Consider the following 21,249-nt stretch of genomic DNA (forward strand, 5'->3'; position numbering starts at 1 on the left):
CACGCAGAAGCCACTACCGCGCGGAAGCCACACCGGTCAGGCGTGAGTAGAGGGCCAGATGGGCACCGACCATCCGCTCGGTGCTGAACCGGTCTTCTGCCTGGGCCCGTACTGTCCTGCGGTCCAGGTTCCCAGCGCGCAGCAGGAGCCCGGCCAGGTCCTCCAGCGACGAGGCCAGGTAGCCGCTGACGCCGTCGTCAACAATCTCCGGCGCTGACCCCATGGGCGTGGCCACGACGGGTGTGCCGGTGGCCATCGCCTCGATCATCACCAGCCCGAACGGCTCCATCCACTGGATGGGATTCAGCAGGGCGATGGCCTCGCCGAGCAGTTCGTACTTCTCCGCGCCGCCCACCTCGCCCAGGAACTCCACGTCCGGACCCTGCAGCGGCTTCACAACATCGCGGTAGTACTGCATTTCAGCCGGTTCCCGCATCTTGGCGGCGATCCGGAGCGGAACCCCGGCCAGCTGGGCCACCCTGATGGCCTCGACCACGCCTTTGTCGGGGCACATCCGGCCAAGGAAACACGCATAGCCGCCCTGCCCGTGCCCCACCGAAACAGCGGCCACCTCCATGCCGTGGGGGATGATGGCCGCGACCCGGTCTGCCAGCGCGCTGCTGACCTGGCTTTTGGAGATGGCGATCAGGGTCGTGTCCCGGGCCGCCGCGCCATAGACGGCGGCGAATTCCGGACTCAGGTCGCTGTGCATCGTGGTTACCACCGGCAGCCCCTCGGGACGGCCCCGGTAGAGCGGCCCGGCGATGGTATGGTCGTGCACCAGGTCCACCATGCCCGCCATGCCGGCGTAGGCGTCGATGATGTGGCTCAGCTCAGAGGACGTGTTGCCAACGAGGTCGGGTTCGGAGATGCGCATCCCGGGGAGCTGTGGCACCGGGCAGGTGCTTTCCGCTGCGGCGGCGAGCAGCACCTCATGGCCCGCCCTGACGAAGCCCCTGGCGAGCGCATCGACTACCAGTTCGATGCCTCCGTAACCGGCCGGGGGAATCGGATACCAAGGCCCCGCAATTAAACCGATACGCATCCGCAGCTCCCTTGTCGTCCGGATGTACTGAGACCGCCTTAACTCCTGAGACCATTCAGTTGTGGGTGGAACCAGGCGCCGGTCGTTAAGGCGCCATCAGCCGCTCCAGCGGCGGCCGGGGCTTGTTGAGCAGGGTCACGCCCGACGGCAGGCCGTCAATGGACCCTTCGCTGCCGTTGGCGCTCAGGGTGATCCGGGAAGAGTCCATCTGCACCTTGTCCGCGCGGAAGCTGCCGAACACAGCCGGCAGCACGGGGGCCAGGCAGACCTCCTGGCGCGAAAGCAGCGGATCAAAGCGCAGGAGGGTCCGCATCAGTTGCACCGGCGCGGCCGAAGCCCAGGCCTGCGGCGAGCAGGACGTGGGGAAGGGGACGGGGTCCGGGAAATCGTCCCGGGAGAATCCGCAGAAGAGTTCCGGCAGCCGCCCGTCGAACTGTTCGGCGGCGTCGAACAGGCCGGTGGCAATGCGCGTGGCCTCGTCGACGAAGCCGTACCGCATCAGTCCGGCGGCCACCAGTGCTGTGTCGTGCGGCCACACCGAACCGTTGTGGTAGCTGACCGGGTTGTAGGCGCCCATGTCCGAGGCGAGCGTCCGGATGCCCCATCCTGTGAACATCTCCGGCGACATGAGCCGCTTGGCCACCAGCGGCGCCTTTTCGGCGTCGACGATGCCCACCCAGAGGCAATGGCCCATGTTGGACGTGCAGGCATCAACGGGGCGCTTGTCCTTGTCCAGGGCCACGGCGAAGTATCCCTGCTCAGGAAGCCAGAACTTCTCATTGAACTCGGCCTTGATGTCTGCGGCTCGGCGGTTCCACTTGGCGGTGGTTTCCTCGTCGCCGAGCTGCTGGGCGAGCAGCGCTCGCCCCAGGTAGGCGCTGTAGACGTAGCCCTGCACCTCACACAGCGCAATGGGGGCCTCCGCCATCCGGCCGTCGGCGAAGTTGATCCCGTCCCAGGAGTCCTTCCAGCCCTGGTTCAGCAGTCCGTGCTCGTTGGCGCGCTGGTACTCCACGAAGCCGTCGCCGTCGCGGTCGCCGTAGTGCTCCACCCATTCCAGGGCCCGGTCTGCGTGCGGCAGGAGCGATTCCAGCAGCTCGCCCGCCAGCCCCCAGCGCCCCAGTTCGGCCAGCAGCGCCACGAACAGGGGCGTTGCGTCCGCGGTGCCGTAGTACGCCTGACTGCCGCCGAGGGCCAGTCCCGCGGTGACCCCCAGCCGCACTTCGTGCAGGATCCTGCCAGGTTCCTCCTCGGTGTCCGGGTCAACCTTCTGGCCCTGCAGCGAGGCCAGGGTCTGGAGGGTCCCCGCCGCCAGCTTCGGATCCACCGGCAGCGCCATGTAGGAAGAAAGGATGGAGTCCCTGCCGAACAGGGCCATGAACCACGGGGCGCCGGCGGCTACGGCGGCCCGCTCGGGGTGGTCGGGGTCGAAGATCCGGAGAGCGCCCAGGTCCTCTTGGCTGCGGGTCAGGACCTTCTCCACGTTTTTGTCCGTCACTGTCAGCCGGGGAACATGTTCTTCCCAGGCGGCGTAGCGCTGCGCCCCCACGTGCGGGGCCGACTCATGCGTGAACGGCTGCTCCGGTCCCGCGCCGTCAACCAGGGGCGTGGTGAGCACGGTGGCCGTCCACAAGCCGCGGGGGGCCAGTTCGGCGTCGAATGTCAGGGCGTCCTCGGTGACCGTGGCTCCGGAGGCGCTGATGACCACGCCGCGGTGGATGCCGTTGCGCATGGCGTCAATCTGCAGTGCATCTGCTCTGACCTGTCGGCTGTGCTCGGTGGACGGCACAACCTTTCCGCCTTTGACGTCGAACAGGTCGCTCAGGTCCGCGTCCACCCTGATCTGGATCCGGCAGGTCCGCGGCTGTTCCGAATAGTTGTGGACCTTGAGGTCGTCACGCAGGCCGGGCCCGACCTGCCGGCTGTGCTCCACTACCAGCGGGCTCTCCACCGCACCGTTGACCCCCCGGGGCCTGCCGACGAACACCGCCCGGTAGGGTTCCCGGGTCTGGCCGGACAGCGGTTCCAGAGAAGCGCCGTCGACCGTCAGCTGCCAGCGGGACAGAATCCTGGTGTCCTGGTAGAAGGCTCCCTGCGGCTGGCCGGGAAACACGTCCCCGCTCTCGGCAGAGATGCAGAAGGAGGAGCCCTCCACCACGGTCACCGCTGTCAGGCCGGATGATCCTGCACCGATATTTTCATTCCACGCACTCATCGACCGCTCCCTGGCGACTAGTCGGATGGCATGGGCCGGCCCGTGCGGCCACGTTATCCATCGTCCCCCTACCGGGATGACGCCGCAACGGGTTATTGCCTACCGGCGGTGACGGCTCCGGAAGAGCCGCGCCCCGCCGCCGTCGGACTGGCGTTGAGCGGCTGGACCCCTTGCTGAACAGCAGCTTTGGGTGTCGAATCTTCTTACTAAGGCCGCTTGGCGGCTCACGACTAGCACGCCGGGAGATGGTCATGTCGGTAAAGGGCACTAATGGCCGGGGCAAGGGCACGGGCCGCGGCAGTTCCGATCTCCGGCGGGCGGACGCCTCGGCAGGGGCGCCGGTGGACAAGCCGGAGGGCATCCGCAACGTCGCGCTGGTAGGACACTCCGGGGCCGGCAAAACCATGCTGCTCGAGGCCCTGCTCGCCGCCACCGGGACCATCCCGCGGATGGGTTCCATCGTTGACGGCAACACGGTCAGTGATGCCGAACCGTCCGAGATCCACCAGCAGCGCTCTGTGGTCCTTTCCGTAGCGCCGCTGATTTACGACGGCGTCAAGGTAAACCTGCTGGACACACCGGGCTACGGGGACTTCACGGGCGAGCTGCGTGCCGGGTTGCGCGCTGCGGACGCGGCACTGTTCGTGGTGTCGGCCGTGGACGGCGTCGATGCCGCCACCACCGCGCTGTGGGCGGAGTGCGCCCAGCTGGATACACCGCGGGCCGTGGTGATCAGCCGGCTTGATCATCCGCGGGCGAATTTTGATGCCGCCCTGGCTGCCTGCCAGCGCGCCTTTGGCCAGTCGGTGGTGCCCGCCTACCTGCCGCTCCGCGGGAACGGCAGCGCCACGGCGCTGCTGGGGCTGCTGTCCGGGCAGGTCTCGGAATACGACGGCGAATCCCCGGAGCCCGCGGTCCGGGACGCGAGTGCCGAGGAGCTCGCCGCCGCGGAGTCCGAGCGTGGCACGCTGATCGAGGGGATCATCTCCGAGAGCGAAGACGAGTCGCTGATGGACCGCTACCTTGGAGGCGAGGACATCGACGCCGACGTCCTGGTGGGCGACCTCGAAACGGCTGTGGCGCGCGGATCGTTCTTTCCTGTCCTGGCGACATCGGCTGAAACGGGACTGGGGATCACGGAGCTGCTGGACATGCTGACCCGGGCGTTTCCGACACCCGTTGAGCGTGCCTTACCGGACGTGACTGACCTTGCCGGCGAACCGGCCGGGCCGCTCTCCTGCGATCCCGACGGACCGCTGGCCGGTGAGGTGGTGCGAACCACCATGGATCCGTTCCTGGGGCGGGTCTGCCTGGTGCGCGTCTTTTCCGGCACGCTGCGCGAGGATTCGGCCGTGCACGTCAGCGGCCGCGGCCTGGCCGAACGCGGCCATGAGGACCACGACAGCGATGAGCGTCTCACCCACCTGTATTCGCCGCTGGGGGCAAGCCTGCGTCCCGTCCCGTACTCCGTGGCAGGCGACATCTGCGCGATCACGAAGCTGGGCAGCGCCGAGACGGGCGATACCGTGTCAGCGAAGGATGCCCCGTTGCTGATCACCGCCTGGGACATGCCCGAACCGCTCATGCCGGTCGCCGTCGAGGCCGCCACCCGTAGCGACGAGGACGCCCTCGCCAAGAGCCTGGGCAAAGTGGCCGCCGGGGACCCAACCCTTCGGGTGGAACGCAACGCAGAAACCCACCAGCTGATCCTGTGGTGCATGGGCGAGGCGCACGGCGAGGTGGTCCTTGACCGGCTGCGGGACCAGGGCGTGAAGCTGCAGACCGTGCCCGTGGTGACGCCGCTGCGCGAGACCTTCGCCGCCCCCGCCGCCGGGCATGGACGCTACGTGAAGCAGTCCGGCGGACACGGCCAGTACGCCATCTGCGACATCGAGGTGGAGGCGCTTGAGCGCGGCGCGGGTTTCGAGTTCGTGGACAAGACCGTGGGCGGGGTGGTGCCGAACCAGTTCATTGGCTCGGTGGAGAAGGGCGTGCGGGCGCAGATGCAGAAGGGCGTCTCGGCCGGTTTCCCGGTGGTGGACATCCGGGTGACCCTGGTGGGCGGCAAGGCCCACAGCGTTGACTCCTCGGACGCCGCGTTCCAGTCCGCCGGCGCGCTGGCGCTGCGCGAGGCCGCAGCCGCCGGCCGCATCCAGCTGCTGGAGCCCGTCTCCGCCGTCACCATCAGCATCCCGGACGAGTACGTCGGGGCTGTCATGAGCGACCTCTCCTCACGCCGTGGCCGGCTCACTGGCACGACGTCGTCCGGCGGGGATGCCACGGAGGTCACCGCCGAGGTCCCGGACGGGGAGCTCCTCCGGTATGCGGTCCAATTGCGGGCGCTGACCGCCGGCACCGGCCGGTTCCGCCGCAGTTACCTGCGGCACGAACCCGTCCCGGGCAACGTGGCGCCGGCGGCTGCGAACGCCTGACGTCCTTAGCCAGCGGGGATGTTGGCACGCAAGAACGCTGCGACTGGCGCCGCCAGGGAGGCGCCAATGTCTTCGGCCCTGCGCTTGTTTCCGGCGACCGCAAATGAGTGGTCGCCGCCCTCGCACCACTGGAGTGCGGCGGTGGGTCCGATGCGGGACACCACGCCTTCCAGCAGCTCCCGGGTGGCGAAGGTGTCGCGCGTTCCCTGCAGGAAAAGCATCGGGGTTTCCAGCCCGTAGAGGTGCTCGTCGCGGAGCTTCTCCGGCTTGCCCGGCGGGTGCAGCGGGTAGCCGAGATAGATCAGGCCGGCGGCCGGCATTCCTTCTGCCACCGCCATGGAGGCCATCCGGCCGCCGAACGACTTCCCGGCCGCCCACACCGGCTCGGCTTCCCCTGCGGATTCCGCCCGGGCCGCCGCTTCGGCCATCGCCGCCCGCCAGGCGGCAATCGCTGCCGGCGGCCGGTCGGGGAACTTCCGACCCGCCTCACGGTAGGGGAAGTTGAAGCGCAAGGTGGCGACGCCGTCGTCGTTCAATGCGCCCGTGAACCCGCGCATGAACGGATGCTCCATGCCCGCGCCGGCGCCGTGGGCCAGCACGAGCGTTGCGAACGGACTGGCCGGCCTCGCGTAGGCGCCGGAGACGTGGCCGTCGCCGACGGCGATGGTGATGGTGATGGGCGAGTCAGCGGTGGGCATGACTCCATCATGCCCGATCCGGAGTGGTGGCGAGATTTCTCAGGAAGCGGGCACCACCCTGAGCCAGGCGTAATCTAACGGCCGCAGCACGAGCCCCTCGTCGATCCGGACCGGCTCGTCGGAAAACAGGTCCAAAGCTTCGGCCGCGAACCCGGACAGCGTGTCCGCAGACACCACCTGCGGGCCGTCACCGAAGTTGGCGAGGGCCAGGACCACCGTTCCCTCGCCGGGCCGCTGGTACCCCAGCACGGCGGGATTGTTCGTGGTGAACGGGACCAGGCGGGTGCCGGCCAACTCCGGGGTTGCCGCACGGACCTCCGCCAGCCGCCTGAGCCCTGCGAACACAGCGCCCTCGGGCGTGGCCGGGTCCAGGCGCTTTGCGTACTTTTCGGCCGGGAACTGGGGCCGGTGCACCCACCGGCTGTCGGTCTCGTGGCCGTCCTCCAGCGTGTAGTCGTAGTCATTGAGCTGCCCCACCTCATCGCCGAGGTAGAGCAGCGGGATGCCGCCGGTGCTGAAGGCCACCGAGTGGGTGAGCAGAATGCGGCGGATGGCCTCGGCCGAACCGTCCTCCAGGCCGCACAGCGACGCCATGGTGCCGGAGATGCGGCAGTCGCCGGTCCGCGGGTTGTCCTGGAACGGCACGCCACGGGCGAAGCTGCCGGGGAAACGGTTAACGTAGAAGGAGTTCAGGAACCGGCGGTGGTCGAACCCGTTGATGCCGAACTCGGCAGCGTCCTCATCCGCGAACGTCCAGCCGATGTCGTCGTGGCTCCGCACATAGTTCACCCAGGACGTTCCCGGCGCAATGTTGTGCCTCCGTTCAAGCGCCTGGGCGAGCAGCGACACGTTCCGCGTGGCCAGGGCTTCCCAGGTCAGTGCCATCTGCAGCGGGTTGTAGGAGAGCTGGCACTCGGCCGGATCGATGTACAGGGCCACCTCGTCCGGGTGCACGATTGCTTCGGACTTGAACAGCAGCGATGGCGCCGCCAGCCGGCAGACCGCGTTGAAGGCCTGCAGCAGGGTGTGTGCCTCGGGCAGGCTTTCGCACGGTGTCCCCAGCTGCTTCCAGATGAAGGCCACCGCGTCCATCCGCAGGATGTCCACTCCCAGGTTGGCCAGGAACAGCATTTCTCCCGCCATGGCGCGGAACACCTCGGGGTTGGAGTAGTTCAGGTCCCACTGGAACGTGTGGAAGGTGGCCCAGACCCACCGGCCGTCCGGCAATTGCACGAAGGAACCGGGATGGTCTTCCGGGAAGATTTCCCGCACGGTCTGTTCGAACGCGTCAGGCATGGCGCGGTCCGGGAAGATCCAGTAGTAGTCGCTGTAGTGCGGATCGCCCGCGGCGGCCCGCTGCGCCCACTCGTGCTCGTTCGAGGTGTGGTTGAAGATGAAGTCCACCACCAGGCTGATGCCGTTGGCGCGCAACTCGGCGGCGAGCGCCCGCAGCTGGTCCACGGTGCCGAGCTTCGGGTTGACCTCACGGTAGCTGGACACGGCATAGCCGCCGTCCGACAGCGGCTCCGGGGCCAGGAACAGCGGCATCAGGTGCAGGTAGGTGAGGCCGAGTTCCTTGAAATAGGGGATGCGGGCGCGGACCCCCTCGAGGTCTGCCGCATACCGGTCCACGTAGCAGACGCCGCCAAGCATGCGGTTGGACTGGAACCATTCGGTATTTCCCTCGCGGCCGGCGTCCAGCTCTTTCAGGTCTGCCGGCCGCTCCTTCCAGGAGCGGGCGATCTCCAGCGCGAGGGCCGCCAGCTGTTCCTCGATGTCCGGCCGTGATCCGTACAGTGAACGGAACAGCCTGGACAGGTCGGGGAAGTGGTGGTCGAACCGCCGCTCCAGTGCGTCCCGGTCCCCACTGCCCGCTTCCAGGCCGGCCTTCCCGGCCACCGTGCTGAACAGCTGGCGGTTGCCTGCCTGGGATGCCCCGGACGGCTGCGGTGAACCGGATTCCTGGGCGGCGGATGGTCCCTGGGTAGCGTCCAGACTCGGGGATTCAACCATGGAACGGGTCTCCTTCGAGGATGCTCTGCGCCTGGCGGCGCCCGGTGTGTTTCATCCTTACAGATGGCCCCGCCGCTGCCCAGAGAGCGGGCAGATGTTTCTCAGTGCCCGACGGCGGGACTCGCCCGAGGGATCCGCGCACCATAGATCATCGTGAGAATCGCGGCGGGCGTACTGCTGACGCCGCGGGCCGCGCGGGGGTAGGTTGTCCCCATGGCCAGTGAACAGACCACCATCAGTGTCGACGGGCCCGACGGCCCCCGGGAAATGCGCGTCTCCAGTCCAAGCCGGGTGTTGTGGCCCGAACTGGGGCTGACCAAGCTGGACCTGGCGCGCTACTTCGTGGATGTGGGGGAGGCCTTCATCCGGGCCAACGGAGGCCGGCCGGTGGCGCTGCAGCGGTTTTCAGGCACCGTGGACGGAGAGCAGTTCTTCTCCAAGAATCCGCCGAAGGGGACGCCGGACTTCATCCGCACGGTGAAGGTCACCTTTCCGAGCGCGCGCTCGCATCCCATGCTGGTCCTTGACGAGCCCGCGGCGGCGGTCTGGGCGGCGCAGATGAACACGGTGGTTTTTCACCCTTGGCCGTCCCATGCGGACAATTCGGACAATCCCGACCAACTGCGAATCGACCTGGACCCCCAGCCGGGCACTGACTATGACGACGCCATCCCCGCCGCGCTCGAACTTCGGAAGGTGCTCGCCGACGCAGGGCTGGACGCCTTCCTGAAAACCTCTGGCAACCGCGGCCTGCACGTCTACGCCCCCGTTGAGCCGACCCGCGAGTTCCTGGATGTCCGCCACGCGGTGATCGCTGCCGCCAGGGAGCTCGAGCGGCGCATGCCGGAGAAGGTCACCACCAACTGGTGGAAGGAGGAACGCGGCGAGCGCATCTTTGTCGACTTCAACCAGGCCAACCGGGACCGCACCATCGCCGGCGCATACAGCCCGCGGGCCCTCCCGCATGCTTCCGTGTCCTGCCCCATCACCTGGGACGAGCTGGCGGACGTCAGGCCCAAGGACTTCACCATCCTCACCGTCCCGGACAGGCTGAAAACGGTGGGGGACCCGTGGGCGGACATGCACGCGAAGCCGGGAACCATCGACACGCTGCTGGAATGGTGGGAGCGCGACGTCGCGAACGGACTGGGTGAACTGCCGTTCCCGCCGGACTACCCCAAGATGCCGGGCGAACCGCCCCGGGTGCAGGCCAGCAGGGCGAAGAAGCCGGACTAGCCGGCGGCGCCGCGCCGCCCGGGCCCGGTGCCTCCAGTCGAACACCGCTACTCAAACCCGCCCTACTCAAACCGGGACGGGTCGCCGGTGCCGCGGCGCACCACCTCGGCGGTGCCGCCGGAGAAGTCGACGACCGTGGTCGGCTCGGCACCACAGTCACCGGCCTCGACCACCGCGTCGACCACATGGTCGAGCCGCTCCTTGATTTCCCAGCCCTGGGTCAGCGGGTCCTCCTCGTCCGGCAGCAGCAGCGTGCTGGACAGCAGCGGTTCGCCAAGCTCCGCCAGCAGCGCCTGGACGAAGTTGTGCCTTGGGATGCGCACGCCCACAGTCTTCTTCTTGGGGTGCAGCAGCCGGCGCGGAACCTCCTTGGTGGCCGGCAGGATGAAGGTGTAGCTGCCCGGCGTGACGGACTTGATGCTGCGAAACACGTCGTTGCCGATGTTCACGAACTGCCCCAGCTGCGCGAAGTCCCGGCAGACCAGCGTGAAATGGTGCTTGCTGTCCAGCTGGCGGATGGATCGGATCCTGTCCAGCGCCTCCTTGTTCCCCAGCTGGGCGCCGAGGGCGTAGCAGGAGTCCGTGGGGTAGGCGATCAGCCCGCCCGATCGCAGGAGCTCCACGATCTGCGAGATCGCGCGGGGCTGGGGGTCCTCGGGGTGGACATCAAAGAATTTCGCCATGCGTCGAGCCTACGGCCGGGCGGCGTTCCGCGCACGCACCCACGCAGGCACGCCCGCTCACCCCACATGCACCCACGGGCGCTTGGTGACATCCGGCTCGGCTTCCCGCAGCACTTCCCGGGTGACCGGCGCGATCTCACCCTCTCCGAGGAACAGGAAGCGAAGCAGGTTCACCACCGGATTGCCCTCGGTCCAGCGGAAGTAGATGTGCGGCATGAGCCCGGTGACGTCCCGGATGTGCAGGAGAACGGAGGCGATGGTGTTCGGCACCACGGGCCCGTGCACCTCCAGCACCCGGTAGCCGTGCCGCACCACGCCGTGCACCTGCAGTTCGGTTTCGAAGTCGGAGGAGTCGTCCACGATCACCTCGAGGAACAGCGCCTGGTAGTGGACCGGCAGGTGGCTTACCTCGATGGCGGAGGTCAGCTTCTGCCGGTACGCCTCCGCGGTCAGTCTGCGGGGTTCGTGGGCGATGATGCCGATGGGGCCGCTCTCGTCCTCGGCGACGAACTCCAGGGCCGTCCGGTCGAGCCGGACGTGGGTGGCGTGCAGCTCGAAGGACCGCCCGATCCGGGACAGCAGCGAAATGACGATGATGCCGGCGATGAAGAAGGCGGCAATGCGGATGCCCTCGGGCCGCTCAATGATGTTCGCGACCGTCGTATAGATGAACACCAGGGCGATCAGCCCGAAGCCGGCGGTGCGCTTCCGCTGCCGCCGGCGCCGGGCGGACAGTGCGACGGCGACTGCCGCCGAGGTCATCAGCACCAGCACGCCGGTGGCGTAGGCACCGCCCTGGGCGTCGACGTCGGCCTCGAAAAGGATGGTGACCAGGAAGGCAATGACGCCGAAAACCAGCACCAGCGGCCGGACCGCCTTGGCCCACTCCGGCGCCATCCCGTACCGCGGCAGGTACCTCGGCACCAGGTTCAGCAGCCCTGCCATCGCGGACGCACCGGCGAACCACAGGATGGCGATGGTGCTCACGTCGTAGACCGTGCCGAACCCGTTCCCCAGGTACTGATGGGCCAGAAAGGCAAGGGCGCGCCCGTTGGCCTGCCCGCCGGGTTGAAATTCGGCGGCCGGAATGAGGATCACCGTGGTGAAGCTACTGGCGATGAGGAACGCGCTCATGATCAGCGCGGCCGTGGTCAGCATGCGGCGGGTTCCCTCGACGCGGCCCGCCGGGTGCTCCTCCGTATCCGAATCCCGGCCGCGGACCTGCGGCATGACCGCCACGCCTGTTTCGAAGCCGGACAGCCCAAGGGCCAGCTTGGGAAACACCAGCAGCGCTATGGCCACCGCCAGTACAGGATTGCCGTGTGACGTCCCCAGGGCCTGCCACCAGTCCCCGACGGCGGCCGGGTGGGCCAGGGATTCGACGGCGGCTGTTGCCACCACCACGACGTTCAGTCCCAGATAGACCGCCACCAGGACGACGGCGATCCCGATCGCCTCCTTGAACCCCCGCAGGAACACGGCGGCGAGCAGGGCCAGGAGAACGAGGGTCACCGTCACCTCCTGCCCATGCAGCCACATCGGGGCGTACGGATTCTGGATGAGGTGCGCCGTGGCGTCGGCGGCGGAAAGGGTCATGGTGATCATGAAGTCCGTCGCCGCAAAGCCGAGCAGCACCAGGACGAACAGCTTGCCGCCCCAGCGGGGGAGGAGCCGCTCCAGCATGGCGATGGAACCCTCGCCGTGGGAACTTTCGCCCGCCACGCGGCGGTACACCGGCAGTGCCCCGAACAGTGTGACGGCCACCAGGACCAGCGTGGCCAGCGGGGAAATGACGCCGGCAGCGAGCGCGGCGATGGCGGGCTGGTAGCCGAGCGTGGAGAAGTAGTCCACGCCGGTCAGGCACATGACCTGCCACCATGCATGCTTCCGCTCGTGGGCCATGGTCCGGCCGCCGGGTCCCTGGTGGGATCCTTTGCTGTCCTGCAGACCCAGCAGCAGCCAGCTGTTGAGCCGCTGCCTCCGGGTGTGGCGCAGCGCCGAGGGTTCCGCCGGTGGGCGGCTCATGGTGGTCATGGTGCCTTTCATCTGTGGTGGTGCCCCGCGGCCGCGGTATCTCACCGATGCCGCGGGATTTCGTTGGGGCACAGCCGAACGTAGCACCGGGCAGGAGCGGCGGAACCGCCGGAAGCCGAATCTTGACGGATCCTTAACGCCGTTGTGAAGCACCCCACCGCGCGTGCCGCCTTGGCCACCGGACTGGTGAAAGAATGGCGTCATGGCAGGGGAACGGATCGTCATTGGCCTGTCGGGAGGCCTTGAGGGGGAGGTCCTGATCCGCCGTGCCGTCAAGGTCCTGGACGGGGCTGGCGGCGGGGACCTGCTCGCCGTCCACATCCGTTCCGCGGAAGGCGCGTCGCGCGAATCAACCAGCGCCCTCGAATCTCAGCGCCGCCTGGTGGTAGAGCTGGGCGGCAGTTACCACACCGTCGCCGCGCAAGACCCCGTCGAAGCACTCCTCGGGTTCGCGTCCCATGTGGGCGCCACCCGGCTGGTCATCGGCCAGTCGCGGGCACGCCCGCTCTCGAGGCTTTTCACTGGCGCGACGGAGACACGGATCATCCGCCGTGCCGGGGCCCTCGACGTGCAGGTGGTGCCGCATCCGCTGGCCGGGCGAGGCACAGGCCGGCGGCGGCAGCGGGACCTCGGCCGCGCGCGCGTCGCCGTCGGGTTCGTGCTGGCGGCCGCCGTCCCCATCCTGATGCAGCTGGCGCTCGCCGTCATCGAGCACAGTGTGGCCACTGCCGTCCTGGTCCAGCTCGCCGGGGCCGTGGCCGTGGCGCTTGTGGGAGGCCTCTGGCCGGCTGTCGCGGGTGCGCTCTGGAGCAGCCTGCTGGTCAACTACTTCTCGACGCCGCCGCTTGGTGAGCTGGCCATCAAAGACCCGCAGGACCTGCTTTCCCTGGGCGTGTTCGTGGGCGTCTCGGTTGCCGTGGCCGGCGTCGTGGACAGGTCCGCCCGGCGCTCCAAGGAAGCCGCCCGGGCGCGCGCCGAGGCCGCGACGCTCGGCGAGCTGGCCCGCGGAGCCACACGCGCGGAGGACACGGTGGGCAGCCTGCTGGAACAGGCGCTGGACGTCTTCGGAGTCCGCGGGGCGGCTCTCTTCAGCGGGCCGGCTTTCCGGAACGGGATGGCTTCTGGCGATGCGCAGCCTTTCGGTGCCGCGCCTGCTTTCCGCGACGGGGAGGGCGGGGCAGGGAGGAAGCTGCTTGCGAGTGCGGGCGAGCTGACCGATTCTGAACGGGAAGGCGCGGACTTTGCCGAGCACACCGTGGAACCGGTCGACGACGGCACCTGGCTGGTGCTGTTCGGCAGGACGGTGCCGGCCGCCGACAGTAGCCTGCTGGGCGCCTTCGCAGCGCACGTGCTGGCTCAGCTGGAGCGCCGGCAACTGGCCGCCAGCCGCCTGGAGGTGCTGCGGCTAGCCGAAGGTAACACCATGCGCACCGCCATCCTGCGGGCTGTCTCGCATGACCTCCGCACGCCGCTCGCCGGCATCAAGCTCGCCGTCGGCGGTCTCCTGCAGACCGCCGTCAGCTACACCCCCGAAGAGAAACAGGAGCTTTTGGAAACCATCGACGAATGCTCGGACCGGCTGGACGCCCTGGTGGGAAACCTCTTGGACATGTCCAGGATCACGGCCGACTCGGTGCGCCCCCTGATGAAGCCCGTCCGGTGGCTCGACGTCGTGCCTCCGGCGCTGCGTGGCCTTCCGCCGGGCAGGGTGCGGGTGGTATTGCCGCCGAACCTTCCCGCCGTCGACGCTGACGCGGTCCTGCTGGAACGCGTCATCGCCAACATCGCAGAAAACGCGGTCAAGTACGCGCCCGCATCGGACGTCACCGTGACCTCGGCGTCGGGCGGGCTCAGCGGCGCCGTCCTCAACGGCCACCCGGCCGGCGAGCTGCGGATCATCGACCACGGACGCGGCGTGCCAGACCGCAACGTGCCAGCGATGTTCCGGCCCTTCCAGCGCCTGGATGATCTGTCGCAGTCAACCGGCGTGGGCCTCGGACTCGCCGTGGCCAGGGGATTCGTCACGGCCATGGGCGGCAGCCTGGCGGCGGAGGAGACGCCCGGCGGGGGACTCACGATGGTCATCCGGCTTCCCCTCTCGACGGGGCACGGCTCACCAGGGCATGACGGGCACGACGGCGGGCCATCCGCCGCTATTCCTGCCGTTTCTCCACAGGAGACTGCCCAGTGACCGGCGTCCTCGTGGTGGACGATGACCAGCATCTGCTGAAGGCCCTGCGGATCACGCTGCAGGCGCATGGCTATGCGGTGGAGACGGCGGCGGACGGCGAGGCGGCGCTGATTGCCGCCTCCCGCAATCCGCCGGGGATTGTTGTCCTGGACCTCGGACTGCCCGACATGGACGGCGCCGCGGTGCTCAGGGAGCTTCGCCGCTGGAGCACCGCACCGGTCCTGGTGCTCTCGGCCCGGCACGGCTCATCAGACAAGGTGGACGCCCTCGACGCCGGCGCGGACGATTACATCACCAAGCCCTTTGGACTGGAGGAGCTCCTGGCCCGGCTTCGCGCACTCCTGCGCCGCGCCCCGGAAGCCACCGAGCCGTCCACGGTGGATACCCCGGAGTTCAGCGTGGACCTGGGACGGCGGATGGTCACCCGGAACGGAGAGCCCGTCCGGCTCACCCCCACGGAGTGGAGCATCCTCGAACTGCTGGTGCGGAACCCGGGGAAGCTCATTACCCAGCAGCAGATCCTGGCCAGCGTGTGGGGGCCCGCCTACGAGAAGGAAGCCAACTACCTGCGCGTCTACATGGCGCAGCTCCGGCGCAAGCTCGAGGCGGACACCGGCAACCCGCGCCATCTGCTGACCGAGGCCGGCATCGGCTACCGCTTCCGGCCCTGACCTGCACCTATGAACGGACCGTGAACTTCCGTGAACCCCTATGAAGGGGAGCCGGATTCGGGCAACATGTGTAATGCCGGGCGCCGCGCAGCGGGCGCCACATGTACAGCCGAAGGAGAACCGATCGTGTCCACCCTGCTCAACCCGTACATCAGCTTCCGTGACAACGCCCGCGACGCCATGACCTTCTACCAGTCGGTGTTCGGCGGCGACCTGGCGCTCAGCACCTTCGGGGAGTTCAACGCCAGTGAAGATCCCGCGGAGTCGGACAAGATCATGCACGGCATGCTGACCTCGGAGAAGGGGCTCGTCCTCATGGGGGCCGACACCCCCAACTCCATGGACTACTCGCCGGGGAGCACAATTTCCGTGTCGCTCAGCGGCGACGACGAGACCGAACTGCGCGGCTACTACGACAAACTGTCGGACGGCGGCACAGTCACCGTCCCGATGGAGAAGGCTCCGTGGGGCGACATCTTCGGCATGTGCACGGACAAGTTCGGCATCGCGTGGCTGGTGAACATCAGCGGAGCCGCGGCAGCTCCGGCTTCCTAGCGACGAAGTAGGCATTGAACGGGTCGTCGTCCAGCTCCTTGACGTCAACCTCATCGAAGCCGGCCTCCCGAACCATGGACCCGGCACGCTGGACGCCCCACACCGTGCCCAGCGCGTCGCCGCCCTGGGCGAGTGACACGGACATGCAGTGCGTGGTGGAGATGGCGTAGAGGAACGTCGCCCACGGAAGGTCGAGGTTTTCCTCGAGCTTGCTGGACGCCTTCATGTCCACCATCAGGAACGTTCCGCCGGGCCGCAGGGCCCGGTGGATGTTCCGCAGGACGGTGGCCGGGTGCGCCTGGTCGTGGATGGCATCGAAGACGGTGACCAGATCCAGCTCTTCGTCGATGTCCAGGCCGGCGGCGTCGCGCTGCTCGAAGCGCACGTTGGTGAGGCCAAGGCGCTCAGCCTCGACCCGGCCGGCGGCCAGGGCTTCCTCGAGGAAGTCATATCCGGTGAACCTGCTTGCCGGGAACGCTGCTGCCATCAGGTTCACCGCGTGGCCGGCGCCACAGCCGATATCCGCGACGTCGATTCCCGTCCGCAGCGCGTCCACGCGTCCGGCGAGCGGAACGATGGCGTCGATGAGGGACGCGTCGTGCACGGAGCCGCTGTCGGCCGCCTGGATCTCCACGAAACCCGGGTAATCTGCGTAGTTCAGGCCGCCGCCGGTCCGGAATTTGCCGGCAATCTTGCCCGCCACTTCTCCCATGAGCGTGATGTACATCAGCGTGCGGGCCAGGTTGTCCACTCCGGGGCCGGTGACGGACGGGGCGACGTCGGGGCGCAGCAGGTAGGTCCGTGCCGCAGGGTTGTAGTCAACGAACCCGGCGGTGGTCATCCCGCCCAGCCATTCGCGGACGTAGCGCTCATTGAGTCCCGCGGCGTCGGCTACCTGCTCGCTGGTGGCGGCCGGCAGGTCCGCCATCGCTTCGAAGAGGCCGGTCTGGTAGCCGATGCTGGCCAGGATGGCCGCGGAGCTGTCATTGAGGATCCCCACCAGCCTGCCAGCAGCAGCCTCGACGGCTGCCTCGGGGGCGGTGGCTGCCTCGCTTTGGAAGGTGCTCATGATTCGTGCCTTTCGGGAACTGCGGACCCTTTGGGAACTGCGGTCGGTTACTTCTGAAGGTAGGCGCGGGGCAGGCCGCCTCGCGTCGGGCGGACGATGCATCTTTCCGTGCGGGGATGGGGCAGATCATGCAGGCCGCTGCTTAGGAGCCCGGGAGGCCATGCTCGCGCGCCCACGCCGCGGCGCCGGTGCGAGAGGAGACGCCGATCTTGCCGAAGATGTTCGCCAGGTGGCGGCCCACCGTTTTCTCGCTGATCACCAGGGCATCGGCCACCTGGCGGTTGCTCGCTCCGCCGCTGACCAGCGCCAGGACCTCGGCTTCCCGCGCCGTCAGGCCGCCCGGCGCGGACCCTCGAATCCGTTGGAGATTAGCCTGGAGCCGCTGGAGGTCGGGTGCTGCGCCAAGCTGCCGGTAGATGGCCGCCGCCGTGGCCAGGTCCGCGTCAGCTGCTTCCGGATATCCCAGGGACCTGCGGCAGGACGATTCCAGTTCATGGATTACCGCCGTGCTGTAGCGGGCCCGCTGGTCGCGGTAAATCCGGCCTGCCGCTTCGAAGGCTGACAGGGCATCGGCCGGCCGGGCCGCGGCCAGGAGCACCACACCCCGGGTGTGGCTTGCCCACGCCCGCAGGCCAGGGGAGGAGTAGCGGGCGGCCGTCTGTTCCAGTTCGGCGCAGTATGTTGCAGCGAGGTCCCCGTCGCCGCAGGCGCCGGCCAGTTCGGTGGCGGCCAGGAGCAGCCGGGCTTTGTCCAAGGGGCCGCATTCGGCCAGAGCGACCCGCAGCTCCTCCAGCGCCAGGCCGCGTTCACCGGTGGCAAGGTGGAGCCAGGCCTCTCCCGGCTGCGGTTCGACGCCGAGTGCCCGTGCGCGGGCATAGGCATCGAGGGCGCCGGCCGGGTCGCCCCGCAGCCGGCTTATCTCGCCCAGTTCGTAGTAGCCGGCGCCTGCCATCCAGCCGTGGGACTGGGCGAGCCTGTCGCTCAGGGGCCGGAGTTCCCGTTCCGCGGCATCCCAGTTGCCCTCCGTGCACAGGAGCTGGAGCTCGTGGACCCGGGTCACGTCGGCATAGACGAATGTGCGGGACTGGCCAGCCGTCCACCGCTCCATGGCCGTGGTCCAGGACCGCATCCGGGAGAAGTCCCCCAGCACGTGGCAGAGATGGGTCACCGTGCAGTAGATGTCGCCGGCCCACTCCTGCGGAACCTGGCCGGCAAGGACAGGAAGCATGGCCTCGTCGAGGTCCCGGAATCCTGCTTCAGTCTGTCCCTCCCGGACACGTGCCAGGCCGGACAGGACCCTGGCAAAGCACGCCAGCGCCGGGTCCCCGAAGCGTACGGCGAGTGCTTCGACCGTTGCGGCGGCAGCCCGGGCTGGTGCCGGATCGCCCTCAACGTCCATTGTCATGCCCGCCTCCAGGTAGAGCAGGTAGCCGCTGGGCGGACCTTCCGGCAGCCCCTCCAGCATGCGGCGTGCCCTGTTCAGCCAGCCCGAGGCCACGGCGAGGTCGCCCCGGGTGCCCCAGCGGAGGGACAGGTTGAGCGCCGCCATCGCCGCACCCGTCCGGTCGCCATCCGTGGCCAGCCGGTGGTACAGTTCCTCGGCCGTAGCCAGCGCCGCGGACGTGTCGCCCAGCCACCAGGCCGAACTCGCCAGCGCATCAAGATCCGGGGCGTCCAGCGGTGCCCGCAGGCGCGCGGCGCCGAAGCCGCGCCGTGCAGCGGCCCAGTCCCGCCGGTCGTAGGCCTCGCGGGCAGTCAGGATCAATTGTTCGAGTTCAGGCATGTGATTTTCCCCGGATGAGTCCAGAGTACTGCCGCGCCCTGACGCTGGAAACGCCGGGGATGCCTGCGCCGGCCGGGCCCAATATCCGGCACTTCAGAAACCTGGCCGTTCAGGAACCTGGCGGCGACCAGACCCACTCTCGGATTTCGGGCAGGTCTTCAAAGTGCTCCCGGATATATGCGGCGTGGGCGTCCAGCTGGTGGTTGCAATGATCAGCCAGGGCCTCCGCGCCGTCGAACTGCCGCGGCACCCGCCGGAGCGCTTCCAGCGCCAGGTGGTAGCGGCTCATCCGGTTGACCACCACCATGTCGAACGGCGTGGTGGTGGTGCCCTGCTGGCTGTAGCCGCGGACGTGGAACCTCTCCGGATTCGGCCGGCCGTGCAGGAGCTGGTGGAAGGATCGGGCGTAGCCGTGCCAGGCCACCACCACCTCGCAGGTATCCGTAAACAGCGAAGTGAACGTCCCGTCGTCGAGCCCGTGGGGGTGCACGTTCCGCGGCGGAAGCACCATGGCATCCATGACGTTCACCACGCGCACGGCGGCATCCGGAACGTGGCGCTGCAGCAGCCAGGCTGCCGCCAGTGCCTCCTCGGTGGGGATGTCGCCGGCGCAAGCGAGAATGACGTCGGGTTCAGCGCTGCTGCCATTCTCGTTGCCGGCCCATTCCCACCGGGACGCTCCCGCCTCGGCGTGCGCGCGGGCTTCCGCGAGCGTGAGGTACTGGGGGTGGGACTGCTTGTCGACGACGACCAGGTTCACGTAGTCCTTGCTGCGCAGGGCGTGCTCCGCCGCCGCCAGCAAAGTGTTGGTGTCCGGCGGCAGGTAGATCCTCGTCACCTCGCCGGACAGGGACAGCACGGTGTCGATCAGGCCCGGACCCTGGTGGCTGAAGCCGTTGTGGTCGTTGCGCCAGCACGTGGAGGTCAGCAGGATGTTCAGGCTCGGCACCGGTGAACGCCACTCCAGCTCGCGCGCGTGCTGCAGCCACTTGGCGTGCTGGACGGTCATGGAGGCGCTGACCATGGCGAAGGCCTCGTAGCTGGCGAAGAACCCGTGCCGGCCGGTCAGCAGGTACCCTTCCAGCCAGCCCTGGCAGAGGTGCTCCGAGAGCACCTCCATCACGCGGCCGTCCGCCGAGACATGGTCGTCCCCGTCGCTGCTCGGCAGCAGGAGGCAGCGGTCAGTGGCCTCGAACACGGCGCCCAGCCTGTTGCTGTTGGTCTCGTCCGGGCAGAACAGCCGGAACCGAGGGTCGTCCTCCGTTCCGGTGTAGAGGTCGCGGAACAGCTCGCCCAGCGGCTTGGTGGTTTCGATGCTGGTGGAGCCCGGCCGGCCCGGGTCGACGGCGTACTGCGCGAGGTCCGGAATCTCCAGCGGGACGGACGGCCGGCCGTTGGCCCAGGGTGCGGCCCCCATCCGGAGCCTGCCTTCGGGTGCCAGCGCCGCCAGTTCGGGCAGAAGCCGGCCGGCGCCGTCGAACAGCGATTCCGGCTGGTAGGAGCGCATCCACTGCTCCAGCAGCGCCAGGTGCTCCGGGTTGTCCTTGACACCGGACAGGGGAACCTGGTGCGCACGGAACGTGCCTTCCACCTGGATGCCGTCCACGGTTTGCGGACCCGTCCAGCCCTTGGGCGTGCGCAGGATGATCGCCGGCCAGCGGGCCGCCGTCGTTCGATTACGGCCCGTTCCGGTGTCACCGGAACCGGCGTCCCGGGCGTCCCGCTGGATGTCCCGGATGGTCCCGTACGCATTGTCGAGTGCGGCGGCCAGGGCCCGGTGGACCTTCCCAGGCTGGTCGCCGGAGACCGTTACGGGCTTCCAGCCGTTGGCGCGCAGCAGCGCCTCAACATCCTCGTCCGTGCGGCGTCCCAGGACAGTAGGCCCGGAAATTTTGGCCCCATTGAGGTGCAGGATGGGCAGGACAGCGCCGTCCCGCGCGGGGTTGAGGAAGAACGGCGCCGTCCAGGAGGCGGCGAGCGGGCCGGTCTCGGCTTCGCCGTCGCCCACCACACAGGCGGCGATGAGTCCGGGGTTGTCCATCACCGCGCCGGTCGCATGCATGAGTGAATAGCCCAGCTCGCCGCCCTCGTGGATGGATCCGGGGGTGGCGGGGCCCACGTGGCTGCCCACGCCGCCCGGCGTCGAAAACTGCCGCGCCAGCCGGCGCAGGCCGGCAGCATCGCGGCTCACATCGGGGTAGATCTCGGAGTAGGTACCTTCGAGGTAGACGTTCGCCACCACCGACGGTCCGCCATGGCCCGGCCCAGCGACGAACAGGACCTCGGCAGACGTATTCCTGATCAGGCGGTTCAGGTGGGCGTAGATCAGCGACAGCCCGGGGCCGGTGCCCCAGTGGCCCAGCAGCCGCGGCTTGATGTGTTCCGGCCGTAGCGGCTCCCGAAGCAGAGCATTGTCCTGGAGGTAGATCTGGGCCACCGTCAGGTAGTTCGCCGCGCTCCAGTAGCGGTGGAGGAGGTCCAGTTCGTCGTCGGAAATTGCCCCGTTTGCCCCGGCCATGCCCATGAATGTGCCTTCCGTCGGATCCGCTCCAGCGCTGACGGGCACAGTCTACCCCGGCGTTTTGGCCGCAAACCCGGATCCATTTCGGGCCTCAGACCCACTT

14 protein-coding genes are annotated in these 21,249 nt (G+C 68.5%); 5 read left to right on the forward strand and 9 right to left on the reverse strand.

Going from position 1 to position 21,249, the window contains the following annotated elements; translation table 11 throughout:
- Window positions 1-13: 13 nt before the first annotated feature.
- Both QFZ23_RS12830 and QFZ23_RS12835 read right to left on the reverse strand, forming a co-directional pair.
- On the reverse strand, window positions 14-1,045 hold the full coding sequence (locus tag QFZ23_RS12830) for a glycosyltransferase family 4 protein (RefSeq protein WP_306923429.1): 1,032 nt from the start codon (window positions 1,043-1,045) through the stop codon (window positions 14-16).
- An 85-nt stretch (window positions 1,046-1,130) separates the two neighbouring features.
- Window positions 1,131-3,260, reverse strand: coding sequence for an amylo-alpha-1,6-glucosidase (locus QFZ23_RS12835; protein ID WP_306923431.1), 2,130 nt, complete (start codon window positions 3,258-3,260; stop codon window positions 1,131-1,133).
- Between the two features lie 251 nt (window positions 3,261-3,511).
- Between QFZ23_RS12835 and QFZ23_RS12840 the strand changes: the two genes are divergently transcribed.
- Window positions 3,512-5,692 carry an elongation factor G-like protein EF-G2 gene (locus tag QFZ23_RS12840; RefSeq protein ID WP_306923433.1) on the forward strand — a complete coding sequence of 727 codons (2,181 nt, stop codon included), beginning with the start codon at window positions 3,512-3,514 and terminating at the stop codon, window positions 5,690-5,692.
- A gap of 5 nt (window positions 5,693-5,697) precedes the next feature.
- Here the strand turns inward: QFZ23_RS12840 and QFZ23_RS12845 are convergent, their stop codons facing one another.
- Window positions 5,698-6,390: an alpha/beta hydrolase family protein gene (locus tag QFZ23_RS12845; RefSeq protein WP_306923435.1), complete on the reverse strand. Its 693-nt coding sequence runs from the start codon at window positions 6,388-6,390 to the stop codon at window positions 5,698-5,700.
- 39 nt (window positions 6,391-6,429) lie between these two features.
- Complete coding sequence (locus QFZ23_RS12850; protein ID WP_306923436.1) at window positions 6,430-8,403, reverse strand: alpha-amylase family protein; 1,974 nt, start codon at window positions 8,401-8,403, stop codon at window positions 6,430-6,432.
- Between the two features lie 213 nt (window positions 8,404-8,616).
- Between QFZ23_RS12850 and ligD the strand changes: the two genes are divergently transcribed.
- Window positions 8,617-9,639 carry a non-homologous end-joining DNA ligase gene (ligD, locus tag QFZ23_RS12855; protein WP_306923438.1) on the forward strand — a complete coding sequence of 341 codons (1,023 nt, stop codon included), beginning with the start codon at window positions 8,617-8,619 and terminating at the stop codon, window positions 9,637-9,639.
- A gap of 62 nt (window positions 9,640-9,701) precedes the next feature.
- Here ligD and QFZ23_RS12860 read toward each other — a convergent pair whose 3' ends face one another.
- Window positions 9,702-10,322 carry an L-threonylcarbamoyladenylate synthase gene (locus QFZ23_RS12860; protein WP_306923440.1) on the reverse strand — a complete coding sequence of 207 codons (621 nt, stop codon included), beginning with the start codon at window positions 10,320-10,322 and terminating at the stop codon, window positions 9,702-9,704.
- Window positions 10,323-10,379: 57 nt separating this feature from the next.
- Window positions 10,380-12,356 (reverse strand): amino acid permease, encoded by a 1,977-nt coding sequence (locus QFZ23_RS12865; protein WP_306923442.1) that lies wholly within the window; start codon window positions 12,354-12,356, stop codon window positions 10,380-10,382.
- 202 nt (window positions 12,357-12,558) lie between these two features.
- Between QFZ23_RS12865 and QFZ23_RS12870 the strand changes: the two genes are divergently transcribed.
- The 3 genes from QFZ23_RS12870 (at window position 12,559) to QFZ23_RS12880 (ending at window position 15,773) form a co-directional block, all read left to right on the forward strand.
- Complete coding sequence (locus tag QFZ23_RS12870) at window positions 12,559-14,547, forward strand: DUF4118 domain-containing protein (protein ID WP_306923444.1); 1,989 nt, start codon at window positions 12,559-12,561, stop codon at window positions 14,545-14,547.
- Window positions 14,544-15,218, forward strand: a complete 675-nt coding sequence (locus QFZ23_RS12875; protein WP_306923446.1) for a response regulator — start codon at window positions 14,544-14,546, stop codon at window positions 15,216-15,218. Before QFZ23_RS12870 ends, QFZ23_RS12875 begins: the two co-directional genes overlap by 4 nt.
- Window positions 15,219-15,344: 126 nt before the next feature.
- Window positions 15,345-15,773, forward strand: a complete 429-nt coding sequence (locus tag QFZ23_RS12880) for a VOC family protein (protein WP_306923447.1) — start codon at window positions 15,345-15,347, stop codon at window positions 15,771-15,773.
- Here QFZ23_RS12880 and QFZ23_RS12885 read toward each other — a convergent pair.
- The 3 genes from QFZ23_RS12885 to QFZ23_RS12895 all read right to left on the reverse strand — a co-directional run bounded on the left by QFZ23_RS12885 (window position 15,742) and on the right by QFZ23_RS12895 (window position 21,149).
- A complete protein-coding gene (locus QFZ23_RS12885; protein ID WP_306923449.1) occupies window positions 15,742-16,842 on the reverse strand; it encodes a class I SAM-dependent methyltransferase in 1,101 nt (366 codons plus the stop codon). The genes QFZ23_RS12880 and QFZ23_RS12885 overlap by 32 nt on opposite strands.
- 142 nt (window positions 16,843-16,984) lie before the next feature.
- Entirely contained in the window at window positions 16,985-18,625 is a 1,641-nt protein-coding gene (locus QFZ23_RS12890) for a LuxR family transcriptional regulator (protein WP_306923451.1), read from the reverse strand.
- Between the two features lie 109 nt (window positions 18,626-18,734).
- Window positions 18,735-21,149 carry a phosphoketolase family protein gene (locus QFZ23_RS12895; protein WP_306923452.1) on the reverse strand — a complete coding sequence of 805 codons (2,415 nt, stop codon included), beginning with the start codon at window positions 21,147-21,149 and terminating at the stop codon, window positions 18,735-18,737.
- Window positions 21,150-21,249: the final 100 nt, after the last annotated feature.

Origin of the sequence: Arthrobacter globiformis, from assembly GCF_030818015.1 — a bacterium.
GTDB classification, from domain to species: Bacteria; Actinomycetota; Actinomycetes; order Actinomycetales; family Micrococcaceae; genus Arthrobacter; species Arthrobacter globiformis_C.

Coding starts and splice junctions, on each gene's coding strand:
- ligD (WP_306923438.1), top strand. CDS start 8,617: ATGGCCAGTGAACAGACCACCATCAGTGTCGACGGGCCCGACGGCCCC.
- QFZ23_RS12840 (WP_306923433.1), top strand. CDS start 3,512: ATGTCGGTAAAGGGCACTAATGGCCGGGGCAAGGGCACGGGCCGCGGC.
- QFZ23_RS12870 (WP_306923444.1), top strand. CDS start 12,559: ATGGCAGGGGAACGGATCGTCATTGGCCTGTCGGGAGGCCTTGAGGGG.
- QFZ23_RS12885 (WP_306923449.1), bottom strand. CDS start 16,842: ATGAGCACCTTCCAAAGCGAGGCAGCCACCGCCCCCGAGGCAGCCGTC.
- QFZ23_RS12895 (WP_306923452.1), bottom strand. CDS start 21,149: ATGGGCATGGCCGGGGCAAACGGGGCAATTTCCGACGACGAACTGGAC.
- QFZ23_RS12865 (WP_306923442.1), bottom strand. CDS start 12,356: ATGACCACCATGAGCCGCCCACCGGCGGAACCCTCGGCGCTGCGCCAC.
- QFZ23_RS12890 (WP_306923451.1), bottom strand. CDS start 18,625: ATGCCTGAACTCGAACAATTGATCCTGACTGCCCGCGAGGCCTACGAC.
- QFZ23_RS12860 (WP_306923440.1), bottom strand. CDS start 10,322: ATGGCGAAATTCTTTGATGTCCACCCCGAGGACCCCCAGCCCCGCGCG.
- QFZ23_RS12845 (WP_306923435.1), bottom strand. CDS start 6,390: ATGCCCACCGCTGACTCGCCCATCACCATCACCATCGCCGTCGGCGAC.
- QFZ23_RS12830 (WP_306923429.1), bottom strand. CDS start 1,045: ATGCGTATCGGTTTAATTGCGGGGCCTTGGTATCCGATTCCCCCGGCC.
- QFZ23_RS12835 (WP_306923431.1), bottom strand. CDS start 3,260: ATGAGTGCGTGGAATGAAAATATCGGTGCAGGATCATCCGGCCTGACA.
- QFZ23_RS12850 (WP_306923436.1), bottom strand. CDS start 8,403: ATGGTTGAATCCCCGAGTCTGGACGCTACCCAGGGACCATCCGCCGCC.